General features: G+C 70.4%; 23 protein-coding genes, 1 tRNA gene and 1 other RNA gene. 17 read left to right on the forward strand and 8 right to left on the reverse strand.

The features are described from left to right. Positions 1–1,191 (reverse strand): alkaline phosphatase family protein (locus G528_RS17865; RefSeq protein ID WP_281170367.1); only part of this gene is annotated, 1,191 nt, incomplete at its 3' end. Positions 1,192–1,312: 121 nt separating this feature from the next. Beyond that, the gene (locus G528_RS0115345) at positions 1,313–3,274 is read right to left on the reverse strand and encodes an alkaline phosphatase family protein (RefSeq protein WP_026919724.1); all 1,962 of its coding nucleotides are present in this window, start codon (positions 3,272–3,274) and stop codon (positions 1,313–1,315) included. 48 nt (positions 3,275–3,322) lie between these two features. Between G528_RS0115345 and G528_RS0115350 the strand changes: the two genes are divergently transcribed. From G528_RS0115350 to G528_RS17870, 5 genes are all read left to right on the forward strand, one after another. After that, positions 3,323–4,366 carry an alpha/beta hydrolase gene (locus tag G528_RS0115350; RefSeq protein WP_245569804.1) on the forward strand — a complete coding sequence of 348 codons (1,044 nt, stop codon included), beginning with the start codon at positions 3,323–3,325 and terminating at the stop codon, positions 4,364–4,366. Positions 4,367–4,429: 63 nt separating this feature from the next. Then, the gene (locus tag G528_RS0115355; RefSeq protein WP_026919726.1) at positions 4,430–5,497 is read left to right on the forward strand and encodes an ATP-dependent DNA ligase; all 1,068 of its coding nucleotides are present in this window, start codon (positions 4,430–4,432) and stop codon (positions 5,495–5,497) included. Continuing rightward, a complete protein-coding gene (locus G528_RS0115360) occupies positions 5,490–6,557 on the forward strand; it encodes a DNA polymerase domain-containing protein (protein WP_026919727.1) in 1,068 nt (355 codons plus the stop codon). The genes G528_RS0115355 and G528_RS0115360 overlap by 8 nt, the downstream gene beginning before the upstream one ends. A gap of 34 nt (positions 6,558–6,591) precedes the next feature. Continuing rightward, positions 6,592–7,680 (forward strand): HtaA domain-containing protein, encoded by a 1,089-nt coding sequence (locus G528_RS0115365; RefSeq protein WP_026919728.1) that lies wholly within the window; start codon positions 6,592–6,594, stop codon positions 7,678–7,680. A 37-nt stretch (positions 7,681–7,717) separates the two neighbouring features. Beyond that, a complete protein-coding gene (locus G528_RS17870; protein WP_084638269.1) occupies positions 7,718–8,887 on the forward strand; it encodes an AI-2E family transporter in 1,170 nt (389 codons plus the stop codon). A 498-nt stretch (positions 8,888–9,385) separates the two neighbouring features. Here G528_RS17870 and G528_RS0115380 read toward each other — a convergent pair whose 3' ends face one another. Together G528_RS0115380 and G528_RS0115385 are read right to left on the reverse strand one after the other, a co-directional pair. Beyond that, the gene (locus G528_RS0115380) at positions 9,386–10,195 is read right to left on the reverse strand and encodes an SDR family oxidoreductase (RefSeq protein ID WP_026919729.1); all 810 of its coding nucleotides are present in this window, start codon (positions 10,193–10,195) and stop codon (positions 9,386–9,388) included. A 232-nt stretch (positions 10,196–10,427) separates the two neighbouring features. Beyond that, a tRNA-Ser gene (locus tag G528_RS0115385) sits at positions 10,428–10,512 on the reverse strand. A gap of 72 nt (positions 10,513–10,584) precedes the next feature. Here G528_RS0115385 and ffs point away from each other — a divergent pair. The 4 genes from ffs (at position 10,585) to G528_RS0115400 (ending at position 15,577) form a co-directional block, all read left to right on the forward strand. After that, positions 10,585–10,679, forward strand: an RNA gene (gene ffs, locus G528_RS18310) — signal recognition particle sRNA small type. Between the two features lie 58 nt (positions 10,680–10,737). Next, positions 10,738–12,009: an aspartate aminotransferase type Ic gene (locus tag G528_RS0115390; protein WP_026919730.1), complete on the forward strand. Its 1,272-nt coding sequence runs from the start codon at positions 10,738–10,740 to the stop codon at positions 12,007–12,009. Between the two features lie 12 nt (positions 12,010–12,021). Beyond that, positions 12,022–13,281: a glycosyltransferase 87 family protein gene (locus G528_RS0115395; protein ID WP_026919731.1), complete on the forward strand. Its 1,260-nt coding sequence runs from the start codon at positions 12,022–12,024 to the stop codon at positions 13,279–13,281. Positions 13,282–13,303: 22 nt separating this feature from the next. Beyond that, positions 13,304–15,577: a DNA polymerase III subunit gamma and tau gene (locus tag G528_RS0115400; protein WP_026919732.1), complete on the forward strand. Its 2,274-nt coding sequence runs from the start codon at positions 13,304–13,306 to the stop codon at positions 15,575–15,577. A gap of 14 nt (positions 15,578–15,591) precedes the next feature. Here the strand turns inward: G528_RS0115400 and G528_RS0115405 are convergent, their stop codons facing one another. After that, positions 15,592–16,860: a class I SAM-dependent methyltransferase gene (locus G528_RS0115405; RefSeq protein ID WP_026919733.1), complete on the reverse strand. Its 1,269-nt coding sequence runs from the start codon at positions 16,858–16,860 to the stop codon at positions 15,592–15,594. After that, complete coding sequence (locus tag G528_RS0115410; RefSeq protein WP_026919734.1) at positions 16,857–18,266, reverse strand: FAD-binding oxidoreductase; 1,410 nt, start codon at positions 18,264–18,266, stop codon at positions 16,857–16,859. The genes G528_RS0115405 and G528_RS0115410 overlap by 4 nt, the downstream gene beginning before the upstream one ends. Positions 18,267–18,481: 215 nt before the next feature. On the opposite strand from G528_RS0115410, the gene G528_RS0115415 reads away from it, so the two are divergent. The 6 genes from G528_RS0115415 (at position 18,482) to G528_RS0115440 (ending at position 23,103) form a co-directional block, all read left to right on the forward strand. Next, positions 18,482–18,919, forward strand: a complete 438-nt coding sequence (locus G528_RS0115415; protein ID WP_026919735.1) for an SRPBCC family protein — start codon at positions 18,482–18,484, stop codon at positions 18,917–18,919. A 76-nt stretch (positions 18,920–18,995) separates the two neighbouring features. Further along, a complete protein-coding gene (locus G528_RS0115420) occupies positions 18,996–19,865 on the forward strand; it encodes a pseudouridine synthase (protein ID WP_026919736.1) in 870 nt (289 codons plus the stop codon). A 2-nt stretch (positions 19,866–19,867) separates the two neighbouring features. Next, positions 19,868–20,215, forward strand: a complete 348-nt coding sequence (locus G528_RS0115425; RefSeq protein WP_026919737.1) for a hypothetical protein — start codon at positions 19,868–19,870, stop codon at positions 20,213–20,215. A gap of 4 nt (positions 20,216–20,219) precedes the next feature. After that, positions 20,220–20,831: a recombination mediator RecR gene (recR, locus tag G528_RS0115430; protein ID WP_026919738.1), complete on the forward strand. Its 612-nt coding sequence runs from the start codon at positions 20,220–20,222 to the stop codon at positions 20,829–20,831. 8 nt (positions 20,832–20,839) lie between these two features. Then, positions 20,840–21,406 (forward strand): uridine kinase family protein, encoded by a 567-nt coding sequence (locus G528_RS0115435; protein WP_026919739.1) that lies wholly within the window; start codon positions 20,840–20,842, stop codon positions 21,404–21,406. A gap of 122 nt (positions 21,407–21,528) precedes the next feature. Beyond that, on the forward strand, positions 21,529–23,103 hold the full coding sequence (locus G528_RS0115440; RefSeq protein WP_026919740.1) for an alpha/beta fold hydrolase: 1,575 nt from the start codon (positions 21,529–21,531) through the stop codon (positions 23,101–23,103). Positions 23,104–23,139: 36 nt separating this feature from the next. Here the strand turns inward: G528_RS0115440 and G528_RS0115445 are convergent, their stop codons facing one another. Both G528_RS0115445 and G528_RS0115450 read right to left on the reverse strand, forming a co-directional pair. Further along, positions 23,140–23,850: a type 1 glutamine amidotransferase gene (locus G528_RS0115445; RefSeq protein WP_026919741.1), complete on the reverse strand. Its 711-nt coding sequence runs from the start codon at positions 23,848–23,850 to the stop codon at positions 23,140–23,142. Beyond that, a complete protein-coding gene (locus G528_RS0115450; RefSeq protein ID WP_035720332.1) occupies positions 23,847–25,133 on the reverse strand; it encodes a MurT ligase domain-containing protein in 1,287 nt (428 codons plus the stop codon). The genes G528_RS0115445 and G528_RS0115450 overlap by 4 nt, the downstream gene beginning before the upstream one ends. Before the next feature lie 174 nt (positions 25,134–25,307). Here G528_RS0115450 and G528_RS0115455 point away from each other — a divergent pair, with 174 nt between their 5' ends. Both G528_RS0115455 and G528_RS18095 read left to right on the forward strand, forming a co-directional pair. Next, the gene (locus G528_RS0115455; RefSeq protein WP_026919743.1) at positions 25,308–25,592 is read left to right on the forward strand and encodes a hypothetical protein; all 285 of its coding nucleotides are present in this window, start codon (positions 25,308–25,310) and stop codon (positions 25,590–25,592) included. Continuing rightward, positions 25,589–26,056 (forward strand): hypothetical protein, encoded by a 468-nt coding sequence (locus G528_RS18095; protein WP_051198894.1) that lies wholly within the window; start codon positions 25,589–25,591, stop codon positions 26,054–26,056. The genes G528_RS0115455 and G528_RS18095 overlap by 4 nt, the downstream gene beginning before the upstream one ends. Positions 26,057–26,075 lie beyond the last annotated feature (19 nt).

The raw sequence follows: 26,075 nt of genomic DNA on the forward strand, positions 1-26,075 counted from the left end.
GACGTGGTCGTAGTAGCCGTCGAATTCGTCGTAGGTGATCAGCACCGCGGTCTTCGCCCACACCTCCGGAGACGACGCCAACGCATCGAGCAGCCGGTACGTGATCGACGACGACTGGATCGGGGAGGACGCCGACGGATGCTCGGAATCCGCCGCCGAGGTCACGATCCACGACACCGCGGGAAGCGACCCGCTGCGCACGTCCGCCGCGAAACGGTCCACCAGGGTGCCGGGCTCGCTGCGGTAGAGGCCGCGCTCGTACAGCTCGCGAGCCGGCCTCGGCATGGCCGCGGCCGCCCGGTGGACCCGCCGGGCCCGCCGGCGGGCGGAGTCGCTCACCCGGTGGACCCCGTCGTCGCCGGGCTCCGCCCCCGACAGCAGGTGCTCGTAGAAGCCGGTCAGATCACCGCCCGGTTGACCGGCCGCGGTGACCGCGGCGCGACCGATCGTGCGGAACGTGGCGAAGAAGTCGAGGTTGTTGTCGGTGTAGTTGTCCCACTCCTGGTACACGCGCCAGTCGACGCCCGCCGACTGCAGCGACTCTGCGTACGTGCGCCACGTGTACCCGGGATGGGCCGAGTCGTACGCCTCGTTGCCGACGGCGCGCGGCCCCCACGGCTCGTACCCGCTGATCCCGGAGAACAGATAGTTCCGGTTCGGGCTCGTCGACGTGGGGCACGATGAGAAGTATCCGTCGCAGACGGTGAAGGTCTCGGCGAGGGCGAACTGGAACGGGATGTCGCGGCGGTCGTAACACGCCATCGTGGCCTCGCCCTTCGCCGGAATCCACCCGTCGCAGTGGCCGTGCCGAAGCGCCTGCTGCCCGTCGGCCCAGCCGTGCGGGAGCGAGGCGATGTACTCCACCGACAGCGAACCCCGGTTGGCGGCGTCTCGTACCCGGAACGGATGAACACCGCCCTGCCGGAACACGCCGGGTTTGGCCGAGTTGTCGGCGAAGCCGCGGACACCCCGCAGGGTGCCGAAATAGTGGTCGAACGAACGGTTCTCCTGCATGAGGACCACCACGTGCTCCACATCGCGGAGACTGCCCGCCGGCCGACCGTCGGCCACGGCCGAGAGCAGCGAGGGCGGCAGCAGCGTCGCGGCGCCGGCGGTGCCGACGGCGCCGGCCGTGAGGCCGAGGAAGTGCCTGCGGGAGAAGGACGAGATGTTCTTCGGAGCGATAGCCACGAGGCCGGACGCTAGGCCGCGAGGGTGTCGACGGGGTGGCGGCCACGTTTCCCGCCGGCGACGGGCGGGCGACGGCCGCGGGTGAGGCGGCTGCTCCGATTCGGCCCGGGACGCACTCGCCTCAGCGACGCAGCGGGCTCGTCCGGGTGGGTCGTCCGGTCTCGATGCGACCGGTGAAGTATTGCCGTCCGGTCGGATGCGGCACGGTGACCTCGTACCACCCGTCGTGGACGTGGGATTCGGTGACATCGCGGCCGTCGAGGGTGACGCGGCCCGCGGCGTGGTCGATCCCGACATGCGCCGACGACCCTCCCGCGGTGATGGTGAGATCGCGCAGGAAGCGGTCGGGTCCGGTCACGATCACGCGGGTGGTGGTGCGGTGCAGACGGATCCGTCGTGTCCCGGTGACGGTGTGGTGCGAGACGGAGCCGTCGGCGAAGACGGCGAAGACGGCGGCGCGGGTACCGTCGTTCGTCAGGTTCAGCACCCCGTCGGCGATGGTCGCCGAGAGTCGGTACGGCGTCGGCAGTGCGACGGCCGAACCGGTCTCCTGGACCGGGAACCCGCCGCCCGGCGCCGCCTCCCAACGGGTCCGCCCGGCCGGCGGAACCGCGGGGTGCTCCGGGACGCGGATCCCGTCGGATCGGGTGAAGTCGAAGGTCGAGACCAGGTCGCCGCAGATGCGTCGGCGCCAGCGGGAGATGTTGGGGCAGCGGACGCCGGTGGTCTTCTCCAGCAGGCGGATCACCGAGGTGTGGTCGAAGGTCTCGGAGCTGACGCGGCCGCCGACGGTCCACGGGGAGACGATGGTCATCGGGACGCGGAAGCCCAGTCCCATGGGGTCGCCCCGCCACCACTCGTCGGGTTCGCCGGTCGGCGGCAGGGGCGGGACGACGTGGTCGTAGTAGCCGTCGAATTCGTCGTAGGTGATCAGCACCGCGGTCTTCGCCCACACCTCCGGAGACGACGCCAACGCATCGAGCAGCCCGTGGATCAGCGCCGCCGACCGCGCCGGCGAAGAACTGCGCGGATGCTCGCAATCGGCTTCGGGCGCCACGATCCAGGAGACGGCGGGCAGCCGCCCGCGCTCCACATCGGCGCGGAACCGTGACACGAGCGTGCCGGGCTCGCTGCGATACAGGGCGCGGTCGTACCGATCGGCCGCCCGACGTCCCAGACCGCGGGCCGCACGGTGCACCGCATCGACGCGAGCCCGCTGATCGTCCGAGGCGGTGAACTCGCCGTTCGCAGTGCGGCCACCCGTCTCGAGCAGCAGGGTGTAGAACCCGGTGAGGTCGACCCCCACCTGGCCGGCGCGCAGCACGGCATCGCGGCCGATGCCGCGGAACGAGGCGAAGAAGTCGAGATTGTTGTCGGTGAAGTTGTCCCACTCCTGGTAGACCCGCCAGTCGACGCCCGCGCGCTCCAGACTCTCGGCGTAGGTCTCCCACCCGAAACCGGGATGGACCGGCGCATACATCTCATTGCCCACCGACCGCGCACCCCACGGCTCGTCGCCGCTCGTCCCCGAGAACAGGTAGTTCCGATTGGTCCCGGTGCCCGTCGGTGACGACGAGAAGTAGCCGTCGCACACGGTGAAGGTCTCGGCGAGGGCGTGATGGAACGGGATGTCGCGGCGGTCGTAACACGCCATCGTGGCCTTGCCCTTCGCCGGAACCCACCCGTCGCAGTGGCCGTGCCGGAGCGCCTGCTGACCGTCGGCCCACTCGTGTTTCAGCGATGCCAGATACTCCACCGACAGCGAACCCCGGTTGGCGGCGTCCCGGGCGAGGAACGGGTGCACCCCGCTCTGCCGGAACACGCCGGGTTTGGCCGAGTTGTCGGCGAAGCCGCGGACACCCCGCAGGGTGCCGAAATAATGGTCGAACGAACGGTTCTCCTGCATGAGGACCACCACGTGCTCCACATCGCGGAGACTGCCCGCCGGCCGTCCCCGGGCCACCGCAGACAGCAGCGACGCAGGCAGGAGAGTCGAGGCCGCGGTGGCGCCCACCGCACCGGCCGTCAGACCGAGGAAGTGCCTGCGGGAGTGCTCCGACACGGAGCGGGGAGGAACGGCCATGAGTCCTGAAGTCTAGGCCGCCGACGCCCCGCACGGTCGCTCAACGCCGTGATCGAGCCCTCCGCGATCCTCCGGAGCCGGGCCGAGCGGGAGTCGACGAGTGTGATGGAGGACGATGGCCGCATGTCGGTGATCACCCATGACGAGCGCGACCGCCGCTCCTTCGTGTTGTTCTGGATGTGCAGGCTGATCGTCAAGACCCTGCTGCGGACCGTACCCGTGACCGAGGGGCTGCTGCGGCGGCTGGCGGACCTCGACACGTGGGCCGGTCGCGGCCGCCGCCCGATCGGCGGCGTCGACGTCGCGAGCGCCGAGATCGCGGGCGTGCCCGTGGAGCGGATCACCCCGCACGCCCTCGACGATCCCCGCGTGGGCGTCGTCTACCTGCACGGTGGCGCCTTCATCGCGTGCGGGCTCAACACCCACCGCCCGGTGGCGGCGGCCGTCGCCCGCAACCTGCGGGCCCCGGTCGTCAACGTCGACTACCGACAGTGTCCCGAGGCGGGCGTCGGGACCTCCGTGCACGACGCGTACTCGGTGTACCGGGAACTGCGCGCCTCCGGCGACTTCGACTCGATCGTCGTCGCGGGCGACTCGGCGGGCGGATACCTCGCCGCCAAGATCGTCGACCAGTGCGCACGAGACGGGGTGCCCGGTCCGGACGCCTACGTCGGCTTCTCGCCGCTGCTCAACCTCGATCCGGGTGCGCAGCGGTCGAGTCGTCACGATGCGATGCTGCCGATCGGTCGACTCGAGAAGCTCCGACCGTTCTACGAGCGCGGCCCGCACCAGATCACCGGCCCCCTGGACACCACCGGCGACGCCGTCGCCGCGGCCTTCCCGCCGGCGGTGATCGTCGTCGCCGAGCGGGAGGCCCTCGTGGTCGACGCCCTCGACCTGCACGACGCCCTCGACCGCGCGGGAATCGTCAACGAGATCCACGTGCACTCGGGGCAGATCCACGCATTCCCCGCAGCGGTGCCGGGATCGACGCAGGGGCGCGGAGCGATCGCGGTCGCCGCCGACTTCGTGCGGCGGACCCTCGCATCGGCCGCCGGCGACGACTCGGGGGGTCGCGCCGACACCGCCTGACGACCGCCGCGGATGCGGCCTTGACTCATTGCCACCCCGGTCCGGGTCGGGGACGATGAGTCCGTGGACCTTCCGGTGAACCCGCCCGTACGCCCCATGCTGGCGAAGGCGGTACCGGCCGTCCCCGACCAGCCGCCCGGCGAGACCGCATGGTCGTACGAGCCGAAGTGGGACGGGTTCCGAGCGCTGATCTTCCGCGACGGCGACGACGTGGTGATGTCGTCGCGCAGTGGAAAGGATCTGGCGCGGTACTTCCCCGAGGTCGTGGACGCCGCGCTCGCCGCATTGCCGCACCGCGTCGTCCTCGACGGCGAGGTCGCCGTGGCCGCACCCCTCGGCGGGGTCGCGCGACTCGACTGGGACGCGCTGTCGGCGCGAATCCATCCGGCCGCGTCCCGCATCGAGCTCCTGTCGGTGCAGACCCCGGCGATGTTCATCGGCTTCGACGCCCTGGCGCTCGGGTCCGCCGACCTCACCGGCGAACCGTTCGCGGTGCGGCGGCAGGCCCTCCTCGACGCGACGGGCGCAGCGTCGGATCCCAGGATCCGCGTCAGCCGAGTCACCCGCGACGATGCGACCGCGCGCGCCTGGTTCACCGACTTCGAGGGCGCGGGCCTCGACGGCGTGGTCGCCAAGCGCCTCGACGGCCGCTACGCGCCCGGACGGCGCGAGATGGTCAAGGTCAAGCACAAGCGGACCGCCGACTGCGTGATCATGGGCTACCGCATCCACAAGTCGGGCAGCGGCCTCGGCTCGATGCTGTTGGGCCTGCACTCCGCCGACGGCGAACTGCGGATGGTCGGCGGGTCGAGCGCGTTCTCGGACGCTGCGCGCACCGAACTGCAGGAACGGCTCGAAGCCCTGCGCCCGGAGGGCGGCGCCGTCGCACAGGGGGAGGTCAACCGGTGGCGGTCGGCGGCGAGCGCCGAATGGATCCCGGTCCGGCCCGAACTCGTCGCCGAGTTCGCCTACGACCAGATGGAGAGCGGCCGGTTCCGCCACACCGTGAAATTTCTGCGGTGGCGGCCCGACCGCGACCCCGACGACTGCGGGTTCGACCAGCTGGAGGTGCCCCTGACCTGCGACGTGTTCGACGTGCTCATGGGGTCGACGGGAGACGCTGATGGCTGAGGCGACGATGCTCGACGTCGACGGCGTCGAGGTGCGAATGAGCAATCCGGACAAGATCTACTTCCCGGAACTGGGCGCCGACGGCGGTCGGAAGGCCGATCTCGTCGCGTACTACCGGACGATGGCCTCCCCCGGCTCGCAGCCCACCGGTCCGCTGCTGGCGGCGCTCGCCGGGCGGCCGACGTTCCTGCAGCGCTATCCGGACGGTGTGGACGGCGACCAGATCTATCAGAAGCATCTGCCGAAGAGACATCCCGAGCATGTGCAATCGACACGCATCGTGTTCCCGTCCCGCCGCTCGGGCCGGGCGCTGTGCCCGCGCGTGCCCGCGGACGTGGTGTGGGCCGCCAATCTCGGCACCGTCACCTTCCACACGTGGCCGACGCTTCACCCGGACGGCGATCATCCCGATCAGCTGCGCATCGATCTGGATCCGCCGCCGGACAAGACCTTCGACGACGTGCGGCGCATCGCGGTCGACCTGGTGCGTCCGCTGCTCGACGAGCTGGGGCTGGCCGCATTCGTCAAGACCTCCGGCAGCCGAGGAGTCCACGTCTACGCGCCGATCCGAGCCGAGTGGGACTTCATCGCGACCCGCCGCGCGGTGATCGCCGTCGGTCGCGAACTGGAGCGTCGTGCGCCCGACGAGGTCACGACGTCGTGGTGGAAGGAGGAGCGCGGCGACCGCGTGTTCATCGACTACAACCAGAACGCGCGCGACCGCACCATGGCGGCACCGTATTCGGTGCGTGCGACGGCGCGTGCCCGAGTGTCGACACCGGTGACGTGGGACGAGCTCGTCGACGTCGACCCGGACGATCTCACGATGGCGACCGTTCCGGACCTCGTCGCCCGGCGCGGTGATCCGTGGGATGCGATGCACGAGGCCGCCGCGGGCATCGAGCCGCTGCTGGAGATGGTGGAGCGCGACGAAGCCGCCGGTCTGGGCGACCTGGTGTATCCGCCGAACTACCCCAAGATGCCGGGTGAGCCGCCGCGCGTGCCGCCGAGCAAGATGGTCGCCGAACACTGGGATGAGGACGGAAACAGGATCGACTGACAGCGCCCATCGGAGCCTAGGTTAGGCTGCACTCATGAATAAGTTGCTTCGCCTACTGGTGGTGATGGTCGCAGGCCTCACCGCGTTCACGTTGACTGCGATCGGTGCCGCGCCCGCTCAGGCGAAGCCCGCATCCGCCTCGATCTCGGTGTACCTCGCCGACGGCGTCACCCCCGCCGGATCGACCGTCCTGCACCCCGGCGACCAGGTCGTCGTCAAGGGAACCGGCTTCGATCCGAACGCGAACACCTCCGGCCTGCCCGTCCCGGTGCCGCCCGGCGTTCCACACGGCACGTTCATCACCTTCGGCGCGTTCGCCCCGAAGTGGAAGCCGTCGACGGGCGCCCCCGAGTCGGCCCGCACCACCGTGCGCGCCCAGACCAAGTGGGCGCTCTCGCGCGCCGCCCTCAACAAGGTGCCGAACGTCCCGTTCGACATGCGGCGCACCGTCCGCCAGCAGTGGGTGCCGCTGAGCCGCAGCGGCTCGTTCACCGCGCGCATCACGCTGGCGACGCCAGCCAAGAAGCCGGCCGACGGCCGATGGGGCATCTACACCTTCGGTGCAGCCGACGCCGTCAACGCCGCCCAGGAGACCATGGTTCCGCTCCGCTACTCGCCGGAGCCCGGCCCCAACACGCCGAAGCCGGCGCCCAAGAACCTCGTGTGGGCGTACTCGCCCAACTTCGCCCGCACCGTCGTCAAGTCCACCTCGGGCGCCCTCGGTGGGAACGGTGGCGCCGCCGTCGACGACGCCGGCCGCATGTCGTTCGAACTGGTCGAGAACACCGTCCGCGACGGTCGCGGCGAACTCCGCTACCGCGGCACGGTCGTCGCGTCGACCAAGTTCCACCTCCTCGAGATCGCACTCGCCGACCCGGTGATCCGGGTCGCCGGGACGCGCGCCGTGCTCAGCATGCGGACATCGACCACCGACATGAACGGCGACGACGCCATGCGGCGCGTCGACATCGCCGACCTCACCCTCACCCGGGGGCAGGTCGCGAAGCTGGCACGCGGCGAGAACATCCGCGGAGTGTCGGCGACCTTCCGTCGGGGCATCACCCCGACGTCGCTGGCCGCCCTCTCGATCGGCAAGGCGTCGCCCGTCGCGATCCGGTTCTGACCGTTCCCCGGGGACCCGGCCGCGTAGGCTGCGAGAGGTGACCTCGACGCCGGCGGGTTCCGGACCGTCCCCGGAGGAAACGGCTGCGGCCCACGTGCATCCAGCCGTGCGGATCGCTGCGGCGTGGACCTGGCGGCTGCTCATCCTCGCCGTCGGGGTGTATGTGCTGGGACGGGTGTTCTTCCGGTTCGAGGCCGCCCTCGTCCCGGTCGCGGTGGCGATCCTGATGTCGGCGTTCCTGGCACCCGTCGTCGGCTGGCTCGAGCGACGCCGAGTGCCGCGGTCGGTGGGCGTCCTCGCCTCGGTGCTGGTGACCTTCGCCGCGGTCGGCGCAGCCCTGACGTTCGTCGTCCGCCAATTGATCGTCGGAATCCCGAACATGGCCGGCGACATCGCCGAGGCGATCGCCGGTGTGCGCGAATGGCTCGAGACCGGACCGTTCAAACTCGACTCCGACACCCTGCGCGAGACCAGCGACAGTGCGATCAGCTGGCTGCAGACGCATCAGGACGCGATCGCCACCAGCGCACTCGACACCGCGTCCACCGTCACCAAACTGCTGACCGCCGCGCTGTTGACGATCTTCCTGCTGATCTTCTTCCTGTACGACGGCCACCGCATCTGGGAGTACGTCACGCGGATCGTGCCGACGGCACACCGCGGACATGTGCGCGGGGCCGGCGAATACGGCTTCCGGACCCTGCAGTCGTATGTTCGCGCGACCGTTCTCGTCGCGCTGATCGACGCGGTCGGAGTCGGTATCGGGCTGGCGATCCTCGGCGTCCCGATGGTGATGCCGCTCATGGCGATCATCTTCCTGGGCGCGTTCATCCCGATCGTCGGGTCGGTGGCCGCCGGATCGCTGGCCGTGTTCGTCGCACTCGCCTCGCACGGGTGGCTGACCGCCGTGCTGGTGCTGGTCGTCCTGGTCGTGGTGATGCAGGTGGAGAGCCACGTGTTGCAGCCCTTCCTGCTGGGCCGTTCGGTGCGGCTGCACCCGGTGGCGGTGATCCTGGCGATCACCGCGGGCATCCTGCTCGCCGGCATCATCGGCGGCCTCCTCGCGGTGCCCGCGCTGGCGTTCGCGAACCGGGCGCTGAGCTACCGGTCCGACGTCCCCGCCCCCGAACGGTCACCGGACGAGGACCCTCCTGCCGAGCAGCCACCGCTGCGCGAGGAGGCGGTGGACCTCCGCGACGGCGGCTGACTGGGCGTCGGCGGCTGGACTCGGCGTCGACCGATCATCGTGTATCGCCCGGACGCGGGTGGGTCGCCTCGTAGTCGACGGCCTCCTCCTCGGTGACCGCCGGGATCAGCGGATCGTGCTGTGGACGGTCATGGCCCGCACGCCTGGTCAACATCAGGCGGCTGACGACGACGCACGCGAGCCCGGCTGCGGCGCAGACGGCCGCCGACGCGATCCAGACGACCAGGGCGTCACCGCGCGCGGCTGCGGCGAGAGTGACGCCGATGAGGGCGACCGCCGCGAGGAGCAGCAGGTATCCGGCGATGCCGGCGGCCTTGGGGGCGCGCAGCGCCTCGGCCGGAGCGTGTGCTGCAGCGGGGTCGGCGGTGCCGCCACGCGTCGTCGCGGGGCCGACGCCCGGCGTCGGTTCCGACCCGCCGCGTCACTCGTGCGCGTCCGCGGCCGGTCGAACGGCCGCGGGTGTGCGCGACTGACGCGCGAATGGGCGAGGCGGGGAGGTCACTCCGGGACGACGCCGCGGAGCCCGTCGGCACCGAAGGCGGGTTCGAGCATCGAGGTGAAGTCGGGGCCGCGACGCAGGCTCTGCCCGCCGTCGACGTTGATGATCTGGCCGGTGATCCAGGAGGACGCATCCGACAGCAGGAAGGCGGCGAGGGCTGCGATGTCCTCGACCTCGCCGACGCGGGGGAGCGGCGTGGACTCCCGGTAGTCCTCGAGGAGGGGGCCGCCGGCGGTGATGAGCTCCACGAGGTCGGTCCGGGTCAGGCCGGGGCGGATGCCGTTGACACGCACTCTGCTGGCGCCCAGCTCGTCGGCCGCCCCCTTGAGCAGCATCTCCATGCCGAGCTTGCTGGGGCCGTAGGCGCCGAACCAGCGGTGGGTGTTGCTCGCGGCGATGGACGAGATGCCGACGAATGAGCCGCCGCCCGCGTCGACCAGCCGGGGTGCGGCGTGCTTGATCGTGAGCATGGTGCCGGTGAGGTTGAGTTCGACGGTCCGGCGCCAGGCGGCGGTGTCGAGCTGGGCGATCGGGCCGATGGTCTCGTTGCCGCCGGCGCAGGCGACCACCCCGTCGAGCCGTCCGCCGTGGTCGACGGCCGCGGCGACGGCATCGGCGATCTGATCCTCGTCGGTCACGTCGGCGCTGTGGGCGCGCACACCGTCGCCCAGCGTGTCCGCGACGCGGTCGAGTCGTTCGGCGTTGCGCCCCACGATCGTCACCGTCGCGCCGGCCGCCGCCAACTCCGCGGCGACGCCTGCGCCGATGCCGCTGCCGCCGCCGGTCACCATCACCGATCGTCCCTGCACGGGGCCTCCATCCTGAGCGAGAACGTGTTCTAGTTCAGGATGGCACAGGCGGCACCGCCCGTCTCCGATATCGCCGACCGTCGCCTCGGTGCCCCAGTGCTGCCGCGTCAGACGCGCACACCCGCGGCCGATCGAACGGCCGCGGAAGTGCACGGGTGACGCGGGAAGGTGCAGAGACGAGTCGGACCCCCGCGCCCTGCTCTCGGGCGGAAGGGGTCCGACTCGTCTTCGGCGGAGGATAGGGGATTCGAACCCCTGAGGGCGTTAACCCAACCCGCGTTCCAGGCGAGCGCCATAGGCCACTAGGCGAATCCTCCAGGCAACGATCGTAGCGGGTGGCCGTGGTGGATCCCAAAACGCCGCCCGCGGAGCGACCCGCTACACTGTTCTACGGATCCCGCGCGGCGTGCATCCTGTGAACTCCCCCAGGGCCGGAAGGCAGCAAGGGTCAACGGGCTCTCTCGGGTGCGCGGGGTCCCCTATAATTTCTGTTGCGTATATCCGCAGCCGCTGCGACGGAGCGCCTGTGGGAGAGGTCCACGTTGAATTTTCACTCGATGAGTGTCGACCAACTCCGCACCACCCAGGCAGACCTGCACACGCGCTACGAGGCGCTGCGTGCCGCCGGTCTCTCGCTCGACCTGACCCGCGGTAAGCCCGCACCCGACCAGCTCGACCTGTCCGCGGAGATGCTGTCGCTGCCCGGCGACACCCACGTGAGCCCCGACGGCGTCGACTGCCGCAACTACGGCGGCGTGACCGGTCTGCTCGGACTCCGCGAGATCTTCGGCGAACTGCTCGGCACCGGGACCGACCGCACCATCGCGCTCGGCAACGCCAGCCTGCAGGCGATGCATGACATCACCGTGTTCTCGCTGCTCCGCGGAACGGTCGGCTCCGACCGGCCGTGGTCGACGTCGCCGATCAAGTTCCTGTGCCCGGCACCCGGATACGACCGGCACTTCGCGATCGCCGAACAGTACGGCATCGAGATGATCACCGTCCCGATGCGGCCCGACGGCCCCGATGTGGACGCGTGCGCCGAACTCGTCGCCGCCGACCCGAGCATCAAGGGCATGTGGCTCGTGCCGACGTACTCCAACCCGACCGGGTACACGGTCAGCGAGCAGGTGGCCCGCCGGCTGGTCGCGATGCCTGCGGCACCCGACTTCCGCATCTACTGGGACAACGCGTACGCGGTTCACACGCTGGTCGATCGTGCGCCGGACCCGCTGCCGATCCTCGACTTCGCCGCGGAGGCCGGGAACCCCGATCGGGTGTACGTGTTCGCGTCCACCAGCAAGATCACCTTCGCGGGTGCCGGTGTCGCATTCCTCGCGTCGTCGAAGGCCAATCTCGACTGGTACGTCGAGAACATCTCGGTGGCCACGATCGGACCGGACAAGCTCAATCAGCTCCGGCACCTGATGTTCCTGCGTGACGCCGACGGGGTGCGTGAGCTCATGGCGCGGCACCGCGACCTCATCGCCCCCAAGTTCGCCACGGTGCTCGACATCCTCGAGGACCGGCTCGGCGACAGCAAGATCGCCTCGTGGACCCGGCCGGAGGGCGGGTACTTCATCAGCCTGGACGTGCTCGACGGCAGTGCGTCGCGAACCATCCAGCTGGCGAAGGACGCCGGGATCGCGCTCACCGCGGCCGGCTCCACGTACCCGTACAAGAACGATCCGCGGGACGAGAACATCCGTCTGGCTCCCACGTTCCCGTCGATCGACGAACTGGCGACCGCGATGGACGGTGTCGCCACCTGTGCTCTGCTGGCTGCGACCGAGGTGCTCCTCGACGCTGAGTGAGGCGGGGATGCCGTGAAGCTCGATCGGTCGACACCTGTTGTCGTCGGTTTCCTTTTCGTCGGATTGCTGGCGATTTGGGTGCAGCACGCGCTGATCCCGTACACCGAGCCGTATTGGGGGCTGTTTCAGAACTATCTCGATCTCGACGTGTATCGAGCGGGCGCCCAGGTGGCGCTCGACGGCGGCGACCTCTATGACGCGAAGCTGCTCGGTCAGATGGACTTCACGTACGCGCCGGTCTCGGTGATCGGCTTCGCTCCGTTCGCGTGGATGTCGGCGGGGTCGGCTCATCTGATCTGGACGATCGCGATCTTCGCGGCCCTGTACCTGGTGATCGTGTTGAGTTTCCGCAGTCTCGGCCACGAGGTCACGTGGCGGCTGCGGGTGGTCGCGGTGTCGCTGGTGTCCATCGCCGCGGTTCTCGAACCGGTGCGGTCGACGATCTGGTTCGGTCAGATCAACGTCTTCCTCATGCTGGTCGTGATCGCCGATCTGCTGCGGCCCGGTGGGCGGCTGCGGGGTGTCGCGACGGGGGTGGCCGGCGGGATCAAGTTGACCCCGATGATCTATGCGGTCTATCTCGCGGCCACCAGGCAGTGGCGGGCCGCGCTCGGCGTCGTCGGCGGGTTCGCGGCCTCGGTGGCCGTGGGGTTCGTGCTCATGCCGTCGGCGTCGGTCGACTTCTGGTTCCGCACGATGTTCGACTCCGATCGGGTCTCGTCGCCGCAGACGAACGGCAACCAGTCGATTCGCGGCGCCATCGCGAACGTGGCGAACACGGATCATCCGAGTGCGCTGCTGTGGATCGTCCTGTCGGCGGCGATGGTGGTGCTGGCGGGGGCGGCGGCGGTCCTCGCTCACCGTCGCGGGTGGGAGTTGTTGGCGCTCTCGATCGTCGGGATGGCGTCGTGTGCGGTCTCGCCCGTCGCGTGGTCGCACCACTGGGTGTGGCTCGTGCCGTTGCTGGTGATCGTGATCCATCTGGTGTTCGAGCGGCTCACCGGGGTGTGGCGGGCGGTCGTGGCGGTGGTCGGGGTCGGCGGCGTGCTCGCCGCGCTCGCGTGGCGCACTCATTTCGGGTTCGCCATGTGGTTCGCCAACCGGAGTGTCCGGGAGGCGTATTTCACCGGGCTGTTCTTCAAGCATCCAGACGGGTTCGACTGGTTCACGTCGCAGCCCTTCGTCGTGATCCTCGTCGTCACTGCCGTGGCGACGATCGCGGCGGCCCTGCGACCTCGGTCGGCGGTGCCGAGCCCCTCCCCGGTTGTCTGACGGCGCCGGTACTCTTGCCTGCGTGGCCCTCTATCGCACCTACCGCCCGGCAACGTTCGCCGAAGTCGTCGGCCAGGAGCACGTCACCGCGCCCCTGAGTCGTGCACTGGATACCGGCCGCATCAATCACGCCTACCTCTTCTCGGGTCCGCGGGGCTGCGGCAAGACGTCGTCGGCCCGCATTCTGGCGCGTTCGCTGAACTGTGCGCAGGGCCCGACGTCGTCCCCGTGCGGCGAATGCGCCTCCTGTGTGTCCCTCGGTCCGGGCGGACCGGGGAATCTCGACGTCGTCGAACTCGACGCGGCCAGTCACGGCGGTGTCGACGACACTCGAGACCTGCGGGATCGGGCGTTCTACGCGCCGGCCGAATCCCGGTATCGCGTGTTCATCATCGACGAGGCGCACATGGTCTCGTCGGCGGGGTTCAATGCGCTGCTGAAGATCGTCGAGGAACCGCCCGAGCACTTGATCTTCATCTTCGCGACGACCGAACCGGAGAAGGTGCTCACGACCATCAAGTCGCGGACGCATCACTATCCGTTCCGTCTGCTGGCGCCGCCGGTGATGCGCGGGCTGCTCGAGGAGATCTGCGGCAAGGAGGGCGTCACCGTGGCGTCCGAGGTGTATCCGCTGGTCATTCGGGCCGGTGGGGGTTCCCCGCGGGACAGTCTGAGCATTCTCGACCAGCTTCTCGCCGGGGCGGGTGACGGCGGCGTCACGTACGACCGCGCGCTGGCGTTGCTGGGCGTCACCGACTCGGCGCTGATCGACGCGGCTGTGGACGCCCTGTCGGCGTCCGACGGTGCGGCCCTGTTCGGTGTGGTGGAGAGCGTGGTCGACGCCGGGCACGATCCGCGCCGGTTCGCGATCGACCTGCTCGATCGTTTCCGGGATCTCATCCTGCTGCGTGCGGTGCCCGACGCCGCCGAGCGAGGATTGGTCGAGGCTCCCGACGACCAGTTGGCGAGTATGCGACGTGCGGTGGAGGCCTTGGGGCCGGCGACGTTGACGCGGTACGCCGAGGTGGCGCATGCCGCTCTCGGTGAGATGCGTGGCACCACGTCGCCGCGGCTGCTCCTGGAGGTGATGTGCGCGCGGCTGCTGTTGCCGTCGGCGGCATCGGATGACGCCGCGCTCCTGCAGCGAGTCGAGACGCTGGAGCGCAGACCCGGCGGGGCCGGGCCGGTGACGGACGCGGCGGCGAGCGGGGCCTCTCGGCCCGTTTCTGCGGCGCCACCGTCGGACGAGCCCGAACCGCGATTCGTGCGGCCGTCGCAGCGCCGCGCCGCAGAGGAGGCACGCGCAGAGGAGGCACGCGCAGATGCAGCGGATGAGCAGGCTCCGGTGCCTGTTCCCGAGCCGCCTGCGCCTGCACCCGAACCCGTCGCGACGGGACCGGAACCCGCTGCGGCGCCCGAACCTGCTGCGCCCGAACCTGCTGCACCCGAGCGCCCGGAGCCTGACGCGTCGTCGCGGGAGATGTATCCGCCCGTGGCCTCCGAACCCGACCCGCGGGCACCGCAGGCGCCCACATCGCCACCCGCGGCCGCTCCGGCGGCATCGACGCGCGAGCCGGCGCCGGAACGGGCGGTGGTCGACGACGTCCCCCCACCGCCCGAGCCGCCGATGGATCCGTATCACCCGGACGATTCGGTGCCGCCCGACACCCCGACCCCCGACACCCCGACCCCCGACACCCCGGCACCCGAATCCGAGGCGGAACCGGCCGCGTCGTCCGGCTTGACGGTCGAGGCGGTGTCTGCCCGCTGGCCCGAAATCCGCGCGGCGGTCCGCGCCCAGAGCACGGTCCTGGAGGCCATGCTGTCCGCGGCGTCGGTGCAGCGTGTCGACGGCGACACGGTGATCCTCGGTCACCCGCACACCGCGCTGGTCGGCAGGCTCTCGGACGAACGCGGTCTGCGCGCACTGACGACGGCGATCACCGAGGTGTTCGGACCCGGCATCGGTGTCGGTGTGGTGCACGCCGACCCGAGTGCCGCACCGGCCCCGCAGGGACGGCCGCAGCACGACGACGCCCAACCGCGTCGACAGACGTTCACGCGACCGAGCCGCCCGCGGGAGCCGGAGTCGCAGCAGTCGCCGTCGGATGCACCGCCCGAGCCCGAGGAGCCCGCGGAACCGGAGCCGCCGACCGCCGACGAGGACCTCACCCAGGCCGAGCGCGACGAGATGATCGCCGAGGCGCAGGACGGCGACCCGGACGACCGGCTCGACCCCGACCAGGTGGCGCTCGAACTCCTCAAATCAGAGCTCGGCGCCCGCCCGGTCGAATAGCCCCGCGGATCAGCCTACGGCTGCCACCAGGGGCGCAGCGGCAGATCGGAGGTGGCGTCGAGCTGCAGTTTGGTCGCCAGCACGTGGTGCAGCTGGATGATGTTGCGCTCGAAGCCGATCCGGCACCCCGCCATGTAGAGGCCCCACAGGCGTGCGGTGCCCTCGCCGACCTCGGCGACGGCCTCATCCCAGTTCTCCACCAGGTTCCGGTTCCAGTCACGCAGGGTCATCGCGTAGTGGAGGCGGAAGTTCTCCTCGTGCATCACCTCGATGCGCGGCACGTCCTGCATGCGCGCGATCACGGTGCCCGATCCGGTGAGCTCCCCGTCGGGGAACACGTATCGGTCGATGAACGGTCCGGCCTTGCTCCGGGTCTTGTTCTCGGAACGGGTGATCGAATGGTTGAGGATCAGGCCGCCGGGGCGCAGCTTGTCGCGCATGAACCCGAAGTACTTGGGGTAGTTGGCCACACCGATGTGCTCGGTGAGACCGATCGACGAGATCGCGTCGAACTCCGATTCGGTGACGTCGCGGTAATCGCTGAATCGCACCTCGGCGAAGTCGCCGAGCCCCTGGTCGGCGATCGCCTGCTGCGCCCACTGCGCCTGCTCGCGTGACAGGGTGACGCCGAGCGCGTGCACCCCGCGTTGCGCGGCGTACCGCACCATGCCGCCCCAACCGCAGCCGATGTCGAGGAGACGGTCTCCGGGCTTGAGCGCCAGCTTGTCGAAGATCAGCCGGTACTTGTTGGCCTGCGCCTCGTCGAGCGTCGCGTCGGGGCGGGGGTAGATGGCGCAGGTGTACGTCATCGACTCACCGAGAACCAGCTCGTAGAAGCGGTTCGAGACGTCGTAGTGGTAGTGGATGGCGTCGGCGTCGCGGGTCCGACTGTGGCGCAGCCCCTCGGCGAACCGTCGCCAGCGCGGCAACGCCTCCTGCGGGGGCGGCGGGATCGGCTTGAAGTGCTCCACGCCGAGGGCCCTGGCGACCTGCGCCATCTCCAGCGGACTCGGTTTGGTGAACTTCAAGTCGGCGGCCAGCGCCTGCAGCGCCCCGTAGGGGTCGCCGGGGTGGGCGCCGATCAGTTCCAGATCGCCGGAGACGTAGGCGCGCGCCAGACCGAGATCGCCCGGTGCGGTCACCAGATAGGTGGTGCCGCGGGGCGTCTTGAGGTGCAGCCCGTACTCGGCGTCCTCGGGTCCGGCGGCGCTGCCGTCGTACGCTGTGATCCGGACGCTCAGGTCCGGACCGACAAGGGTCTCGAAGATCTCTGCCAACTTCATGCTCGTGTGACCGCCTTCTCATACAGACCGAGCAGCCGGCCGCGGGGGTCGTAGGTCTTCTTCAACTCCGCGTACGCCTCGGCGCCGTACAGGGCGTCGAACTCGTCTCGCGGATAGAACGATTCGGAGTACAGCGACTTGTGGCCGCCGAGCTCGCTGACCTTGTGCTCGATCATCCGGTTGGTGAAGCCGGGACGTCCGGGGGTGACGGGCACCCCCGACCAGAACCCGGCGTTGACGTAGAACGTCCCGCGCTGCAGCGGGTACAGCGGCCAGGGTTGGGCCGCGTCGGTGGACCCCGGGGAGGGTTCCGCCAGCTTCAGAGGGCACAGCCAGATCGGTTCGATCGGTATGTGCTCCAGGAACCAGTCGACGAAGTCGGCGGTCCGATCGATCGGGACCTCGATGTCCTGGACGACGCGTTCGGACGGCGGGAGCCCCTTGCGTGCGTTGAGCTTGTCGCCGATGTTCCATCGCTGGTCGTAGCCGATCAGCTTCCAGTAGAAGCTGCTGCGCAGGTAGCGGGCGGGCCAGAGGCGCCGGATGCGCGGGTTCTGGGCGCCGAACGCGCGGGAGCACCAGAACCAGTCGGTGTCCCACCGCCACAGGTAGTCGCGGATCGTCAACCGGTCGCGCTTGGGTCGGGCGTCGTCGTGCTGGATGGACCGGTAGTAGATGTTCATGTCGGTGTAGTCGCTGACCGGGCCCGGCTCGTCGGTCTGGCGACCGAGGACGAGGTAGAGCTCGTCGGCGGTGAAGACGACGCCGTCGAGGTAGTCGACGCGTTCGCCGAGATATTCGCGGTCGGTGGCGATGCGCTCCATGAGGGATTGCTGTTCGCGGGTGCTGTGGACGCGGACGTGCCGCAGTTCCACGTACGGCTGCACCGGCTCGAGACGGATCGTGAGTCGCACGGAGTACCCGAGGGTGCCGTAGGAGTTGGGGAACCCGAAGAACAGGTCGCGATGCTCGTTGTCGGGCGTCGCGATGACGAGTTCCCCTGCGCCGGTGAGGATCTCCATCTCCAGGACCGCTTCGTGCGGCAGGCCGTTGCGGAACGAGGTGCTCTCGATGCCGAGTCCGGTGACGGCGCCGCCGAGCGTGATGGTCTTGAGCTGGGGGACCACGGTCGGGGCCAGCCCGTACGGGAGGGTCGCGTCGACGAGGTCCTCGTAGGTGCACATTCCGGCGACCTGCGCGGTCCGCGTCTCCGGGTCCACCGACACCACCCGGTCGAGACCGGACACGTCGAGACCGGGATGGGAGAGCGCGGCACGCTTCCGGAACAGGTTGGACGTCTTCTTCGCCAACCGGACGGTGGCGCCGTCGGGGATCGCGCGGTAGCTGTCGAGCAGCCGCTGTCGCCCCCGCTCGAACGCCTCGGGCCCGTACACCGTGGATGTCATCGGACGGCTCCGTTCACTGCTCGCATCCCCCTGGTTCTCGTTCGCACGGTGTTCGTTCGCACGGTGTTCTCCGGCACGATTTCCACCGTAGTCCGATTCGCAGCGTCGGCTCGGCCGACGCCCCTCCCGTCTGCTCGATGCCAACCGTAGTCCGGTTCTCGCCTACGGTGTAGGGAGCCGTTCGGGCAATGAACATCAGAAGGAGCCAATCAATCGTGGGACAGGTCACCGCCACCACCGCCGTTCAGATCAACGCCGCTCCGGAGGCCGTTGCCGCGGCTGTCGCCGACTACGCCACCGTGCGTCCGGCGATCCTTCCGGCCAACTACCGCGACTACCGCGTCGACGCCGGCGGCACCGGCGACGGCACCGTGGTCCACTGGATCCTGCAGGCCACCGAGAAGCGTTCGCGCGACGTCCTGGCCGACGTCACCGTCTCGGGCGGCACCGTCACCGAGACCGACCGGAACTCGACGATGGTCACCACCTACACCGTGACCTCGGCCGGATCGGGATCGCAGGTCGAGACGACCACCACCTGGAAGGGCGCCGGCGGCATCGGCGGGTTCTTCGAGAAGACCTTCGCGCCGATGGGCCTCAAGCGGATCCAGGGCGAACTGCTCGGCAACCTCAAGTCGCGTCTCGAGAGCTGATCGGACCGACCTGAGTCGGCGAGGACGCCGTCGCGTCAAACCACTGACCGCCCGGGACGGCGTCGACGCCACCCGGGTGGTCGTGCGTCTGCCGGGTCGCGTCCTCGACGCGCTGATGGCGGCTCCCGCCTTGGCGGGGATCACCGAGGGCCAGCTGCGGGTGCGCGCCGCGGAGGGGGAGATCGTCGGGGCCGACGGGACGCCGGTCGATCTCGACGCGACCGTGGTGCGACCGATTCCGGTGTACCTGCATCGAGATCCGCCGACGGAACCGGACGTGCCGTTCGAGATGCCGATCCTGCACATCGACGACGACATCGTGGTGGTCGACAAGCCGCCTTTCCTGGCGACGATGCCGCGGGGTGCGCATGTGGTGCAGACGGCGCTGGTGCGTCTGCGCCGAGAACTGGGGTCCGACGGCGTCGCGCCCGCTCACCGGCTCGATCGCCTCACCTCCGGTGTCCTGCTGTTCACTCGCAGGCGGGAGGTCCGCGCTCCCTACCAGGAGTTGTTCGCCGCACGTCGGGTGCACAAGGAGTATCGGGCGGTGGCGGCGCACGACGAGCGGTTGACCGCCGGGGTGCGGGTGGAGAACCGCATCGTGAAGACGGCAGGCGAGCTGCGGGCGCGGGTGGTGCCCGGTGAGGTGAACGCGATCAGCGACATCGCTCTGATCGCCGACCGCGGCGACGGGACGGGCGACTATCGGTTGATCCCGCAGACGGGACGGACGCACCAGCTGCGTCTGCACATGGCGGGCCTCGGCGTCCCCATCGTCGGCGACCCGCTGTATCCGACGGTCGATCCCGAGCTCGCCGGGGCGCCGGACGCCGGTGACTTCTCCCGACCGCTGTGTCTCACGGCGGAACTGTTGGCGTTCACCGACCCGCTGTCGGGCGAGCATCGTGAGTTCCGCAGCCGTCGGACCGGGTGGGTACCCTCCTGAGCATGGCCATCATCGGCTCGTATGAGCGGCACCCCGACCTGGGGTGCGAGGCCGTCGTGTTCCTCGACGAGGAGTCCGACGCCTGCTTCCAGTTGCAGCGCGACCTGCCGGGCGGGGCCCGGGCGGGCGAGTACTGCATCACCACGGGGGCGAGCGCGCCGGTGTTCGGCGGAGTCGACCAGTGGCGTCGCATCGGTGACAGGTTCGAGTTCGCGCTCACGCCGCGGGCGGCGCGCCTGTTCGACGATCCGCTCGTCTCGTTCGTCGTCCGGCCCGGCGACGGCGCCAGCGTGGACGAACTCGCCGAGCACGTCACCCGGCTCCTCGACGGCGTCGAACGACTATCCTGAACCCGTGTACGAAGGCCCGATTCAAGATCTCATCGACCAGCTCGCGAAGCTTCCCGGGCTGGGCCCGAAGGGCGCCCAGCGGATCGCTTTTCATCTGTTGGCGGGCGAGGACGTGGAGATCGACCGGCTCACGGCCGCACTGGTGCGGGTCCGCGACGATGTCACGTTCTGCTCCGAGTGCGGCAACGTCGCCGCTGAGTCCCTGTGCCGGATCTGCGGTGACGCCCGTCGTGACGCGACCAAGATCTGCGTGGTCGAGGAACCCAAGGACATCTATGCGATCGAACGGACGAAGGAGTTCGACGGTCGTTACCACGTGCTCGGCGGTGCGCTCGATCCGCTCGCGGGCATCGGTCCCGACCAGCTCCGCATCCGTGAGCTGCTGCGCAGGCTCGCCGATCAGCCCGACGGGAAGGATGTCGCGGAGATCATCGTCGCGACCGACCCCAACACGGAGGGGGAGGCGACCGCGACCTATCTGCTGCGGATGCTCAAGGACTTCCCCGGCCTGTCGGTGACCAGACTGGCGTCGGGGCTGCCGATGGGCGGCGATCTGGAGTTCGCCGACGAGCTGACGCTGGGGCGGGCGCTGTCGGGGCGCCGCATCCTGGTGTGACGTCCGCCGTGACGGGGTCCGTCGCCTCCGAGGACGACTGGAGTTTCATCGCCGACGGCATCGCGGCCCGTCTCGGTCTCACCGAGGGCGTCGTCGCCGTCGACGGTCCGTCCGGCGCCGGCAAGAGCACGTTCGCGGCGGAACTCGTCCGGGCTCTGGGCGACCGCGGCCGCCGGTCGGTGCTGATCAGCACCGACGACTTCGCGACGTGGGACGATCCCGCCGCGTGGTGGCCGGAGCTCGAACGCGACATTCTCCGCGCCTACGAGCGGCATCACGACTACACCTACCGTCCGCGGGTGTGGGTGGACGGGACGCCGACGGTCGGGCCCCGGGTGTGGATCCGGTGGCAGCCGCTGCTCGTCATCGAGGGCGTCACGTCGGCGCGCCGCCGTTCGGCGCACCGGCTGGCCGCGGCACTGTGGATCGACGGTCCGTCGGCCACCGAGCGGCTGCGTCGCGCGGTGGCCCGCGACGGCGAGGCCGACCGCGGGAACCTGATGCGCTGGCAGGCCTTCGAACGGGGATGGTTCGCGGTGGACGGCACCCGCGACCGCTGCACGGTCATCGGCTGACGTCGGAGCGGTTGCCCGGGGGCCGCCGGGGCGAGACGGCGCGGCGATACGATGAGTCCGTCATTCGGAGGACATCGCGGTCGGCGCACCGGCCGATGAGAGCAGGGGGAGTCGGTATGGGGATGCGTCGGACGGCGGCCGTGATCGCGTGCGTCGCGTGCGTCGTGACCGGGGGAACGGTCGCCGCGGGAGTCGTGTCACCGGGAGCGGCGTCGGCCGCACCGGAGGCGCTGCGGTGGGGTGCCTGCGATCCGGTGCACCAGGCGTCGCCGCAGTCGCGGTGCGCGACGATCCGGGTGCCCCGCGACTATGCGGATCCGAAGGGACCGACCATCTCGCTGACGGTGTCCCGGCTCCCGGCACGCGACCCGGGCGGACGCCGCGGCGTGCTCATGGGCAACCCCGGCGGGCCCGGCGGCGACGGCATCGGAATGTTCACGGCCGTGCCGATGCCCTCGGAGGTCCGCGACCACTGGGATCAGGTGGCGGTCCAGCCGCGCGGACTGGTGGGGTCGACACCGGTGCGCTGCGACCCCGTCTCGTTCAGTCCGGACATGCTCACCCGGCTCGGTGCCGTGAACCGGCAGCGGTGCGAGCAGAACACGCCCGGATACACGCGCACCATCACCACCGAGAACACGGCGCGCGACATGGACCGTGTCCGCCAGGCCCTCGGGCAGGAGCGCGTCAGCCTGTACGGACTCTCGTACGGGACGTGGCTGATGTCGACCTACGCCACCCTGTTCCCGCAGCACACCGACCGGCTCATCCTCGATTCGGCGATGGATCCGGCGCGCGCCTGGGGCGAGCTCCTGCAGGATCAGACGGCGGGCTATAAGGCGCGCACCCACGCGATGATGGCGTGGATCGCCCGCAACGACGACGTCTACCATCTCGGGCGCACACCGCTGGCCGTGTACCGGGTGTGGAGCCGGAAGGTGTCGCAGGAGGCCGGGGTGCCGCCGTCGCTGCTCGCACCGCCCGCGCGGGTCGGGGACGTCCCGCCCGGTCTCCGGGCGGTCGCCGAGCAGTACATCGCCGGCGCCGACCTCACGGCAGACGCCCGTGCCCGCATCGAGAACGTCATCGCGACGCTCGTGACGGGCAGGGTGCAGGCGTCGTCGTCACTGTTGGTGAACACGCGGGCGGCGGCCCCGAACCGCAACGCGTGGCCGTACGTCGCACAGATGATGACCGGGAAGCTGCGGCAGCCGAAGCCGTCGAAGGCCGTGGTGAACCTGGCGGAGACCGGCCAGAACATGCAGTCGGTGATGATCTGCAACGAGGACTGGGCTCCCCACGATCCGCTCCTGACGCCCGCGGCGTACATCCAGAACTACCTGACCGGCGACATCTTCGAGGCGCCCGGCCTGCTGTTCGCCTCCGGTCTGGGATGTTCGGGCGCCGCGCCCGTCGGCGCGCGGGTGCCGATCTCCGGTGACCGCCTGCGGGTGCGGCCGCTGCAGATCCAGAGCGTCGGCGACCCGCAGACTCCGTACCGATGGTCGATGGCGACGCGACGGTCGATGGGCGCGCACCTCATCACCGTCGGCAGCGGCGACCACGGTCAGCTGGGTCGCGGCAATGCGACGGTCGACGCGGCGGTCGCCCGGTATCTGCGGACCGGACGCACCGCGACGACGAAGGCGCCGCAGGGACCGATCTCGACGCCGCTGCTCGGGTCCGGACGCCGCTGACCGGCGTCCGGCGCCGTCAGTGGCCGTCAGTCGCCGTCAGCGGCCGGCGGCGAGCCGTTCGGTGCGCAGACGTTCCACCTGCGGAAGGTCGAGCGGGGAGAGGCCGGCACCGACGGCCGTCGCCAGCAGGTGGTCGGCGAGCTCCGGGTTGCGGGCCAGCACCGGACCGTGCATGTAGGTGCTGATGACGCCGCCCTGAACGGCGCCCTCCACACCGTCGACGCCGTTGCCGACGCCCGACCGGACGCGCGCGAGCGGAGCGGCCGCGGCACCGAGAGAGGTCGCGCCACGGTGATTCTCGAACCCGGACAGGGGAGCGGACAGACCGTCGATCACCGGATCGGTGACGAGTTCGCCGATCGCCCGCTCGGCGCGCGGCGACGTGGTCACGTCGAGCATGCTGATGCCGGGGACGCGTTCGCCGGCGGCGGTCTCGTACCAGTGCCCCAGGATCTGGACGGCGGCGCAGATCGCGAGGACGGGGCGCCCGGCGTCGGCCGCACGCTGCAGTCCCGGGTACCGCTGCAGGTGGCGGGTCGCGAGCCGCTGCGCGTAGTCCTCGGCGCCGCCGAGGGTGTAGACGTCGAGCGAATCGGGAACCTCGTCGTCGAGCGTGATCTCGACGATCTCGGCGGCGATGCCGCGCAGGCGGGCGCGCTGGCGCAGGATCAGCGCGTTCCCGCCGTCGCCGTAGGTGCCCATCACGTCGGGCAGCACGAGCCCGATCCGCAGGGTCGACTCGCTCATCGGCTCTCCTCCTCGCGGGCCCCGACCGACGGTCGGGCGCCGGCGCGTTCCAGAGCGACGCCGAGGTCGCGGAACGCGGTGTAGTTCGCCAACACTTCCACACTGCCGGGCGGGCAGGACGCGACGGCCTCCATCGGATCGTCGATCACGGTGTGCGGGGCGTCGGCGTACAGCAGCCGGACCGACAGGTCGGCGGCGCGTTCGCCGGACGCGATCACCTTGACCTGGTCGAATGCTTCGAAGCGGACGTCCCACAACCAGGAGAGGTCTTCGCCGTCGGCGACCTGACCGTTGACGGCGATCACCAGGCTGTCGGCCTCGGGGTCGATCATCGACAGCGCCTCCTGCCATCCGGCGGGGTTCTTCGCCAGCAGGGTGCGGATGCGGTGGCCGGCCAGTTCGACGGTGCCGTAGCGGCCGGCGATCTCCCCGACGGTACCGACGGCGCGGACGGCGTCGTGGGGGTCGGCGCCCATCGCGACGGCGGTGGCGACGGCTTGCGCCGCGTTGCCGCGGTTGGCGCGGCCCGGCACCGCCAGCGTCATCGGCGCGGCGAATCCGTCGGGCCCGTACAGGTGGGTGTCGTCGAACCACCAGGACGGTGCGGGGCGCCGGAAGGCGTCGTCTCCGGTGGAGAACCAGTCGTCACCGCGACGGATGATCGGCTCCCCGGTGCGCGGGCAGCTGATGGAGTCGCCGACCCAGCCGGCGCTGGCGGCCACCCACACCGTGTGGGGTGCGTCGAACGCCGCGGACGTCACGAGCACGTCGTCGCAGTTGGCGACGACGATCGCATCGGGGTGTCGGGCGATTCCGCCGCGCAGGCTCTGCTCGATCGCGGTGATCTCCCCGACGCGGTCGAGTTGGTCGCGCGACAGGTTGAGCAGGGTGATCACCCGCGGCACGGTGGTGTCTGCGACGTGCGCGACGTGCAGTTCGTCCACTTCGAGTGCGGCGACCGGGGCGTCGCGGTGCAGGCTCAGCGTCGCGATGATCCCGGCGTCCATGTTGGCGCCGTCGGCCTGGGTGGCGACCTCACCGAGCGGGGCCAGGGCCGCCGCCGTCATCCGCGTGGTCGTCGACTTCCCGTTGGTGCCGGTGATGAGCGCGACGGATTTGCCGCGGGTGAGACGCCCCATGATGCGGGGATCGATCTTCTCGGCGATCAGCCCGCCGATCATCGCGCCCTTCCCGCGGCCCGTCGCGCGGGACGCCCACCGGGCCGAGGCTGCTGCGGCGAGCGCGGCACGAGTGCGGAGCGGTGGACGCGTTCTGGACGACATTCTGCGATTTTCCCACACGGGGTCGGCACTCCGACTGAGCCGGGTGCGAGCGTTTCCGTGCGGCCCGTCGGCCCGCGCGGAGGTCGTGGAAGAATCGACGATGCCGGACGAGGGGAGCCGGCGATCACAGGGAGTCGGCGGTCACAGGGAGTCGGCGGTCAGGAGGGGGACGCGATGACGTGGCGGGACGCGCATGTGTGGGCCGCCTTCGCCACACCGCTCCTCGTCATCGGCGCGTGGCCCGGTGCCATCTGCCATGGCGCTTATACGATCCTCGGGATCGTCTACCTGGGTGCCGCGGCGGTATTCGTCTGCGTCGCCGCGGGGTCCGCGATCCCGTGGTCGGGTCGTCGCCCGGTGACCGCGTCCCTGCCCTTCGCCGCAGTCCTCCTCGTGGCGGCCGCCGCGTTCGTCGACAACCGCAAGGTCCGCCGACCCGGTCCGAGGCCCGGACCGTGATCCCTTCCACGCACCCGGGGTGGCGCGCCTGCCACCTGGCCGCGGCACTGTCGGCACCCTGGCTGACGATCGCGATCTTCCTGTACCCGGCGGGCGCGGGGCGCGACATCCCGGTGTGGACGACGATCTCCGCCGCGATCGCCGCGGTGTCGTGCGCGGCACTGGCGGTGAGCGCCGCACTGCTGCGGCGGTCGGGGCCGAGTGCGGCGGCGACGGTGCCGTTCGCGGTGGCCTGGGCCGCGGGCGCCGCCTTCTGGGCCGTCTTCGCCGCCGTCGTGGCGACCGCGGACTGTCTCCCCGACCCCGAGCATCCCGACCCCGAGTACACCGCCCCCGACGTGTGCACGGCGGGGTTCGGGCTCTTCGTCCTCTTTCCCGGAATCCCGGTGGGCATCGTCGTCACCGCGTGGGTGCTGACCTCCATCGGGCTTCACGGCGTCCGCCGGCGGCCCGCCGACGGGTGACCATTCCATCGACCGGTGA

It is taken from the genome of Gordonia shandongensis DSM 45094 (genome assembly GCF_000423025.1).
Lineage (GTDB): Bacteria > Actinomycetota > Actinomycetes > Mycobacteriales > Mycobacteriaceae > Gordonia > Gordonia shandongensis.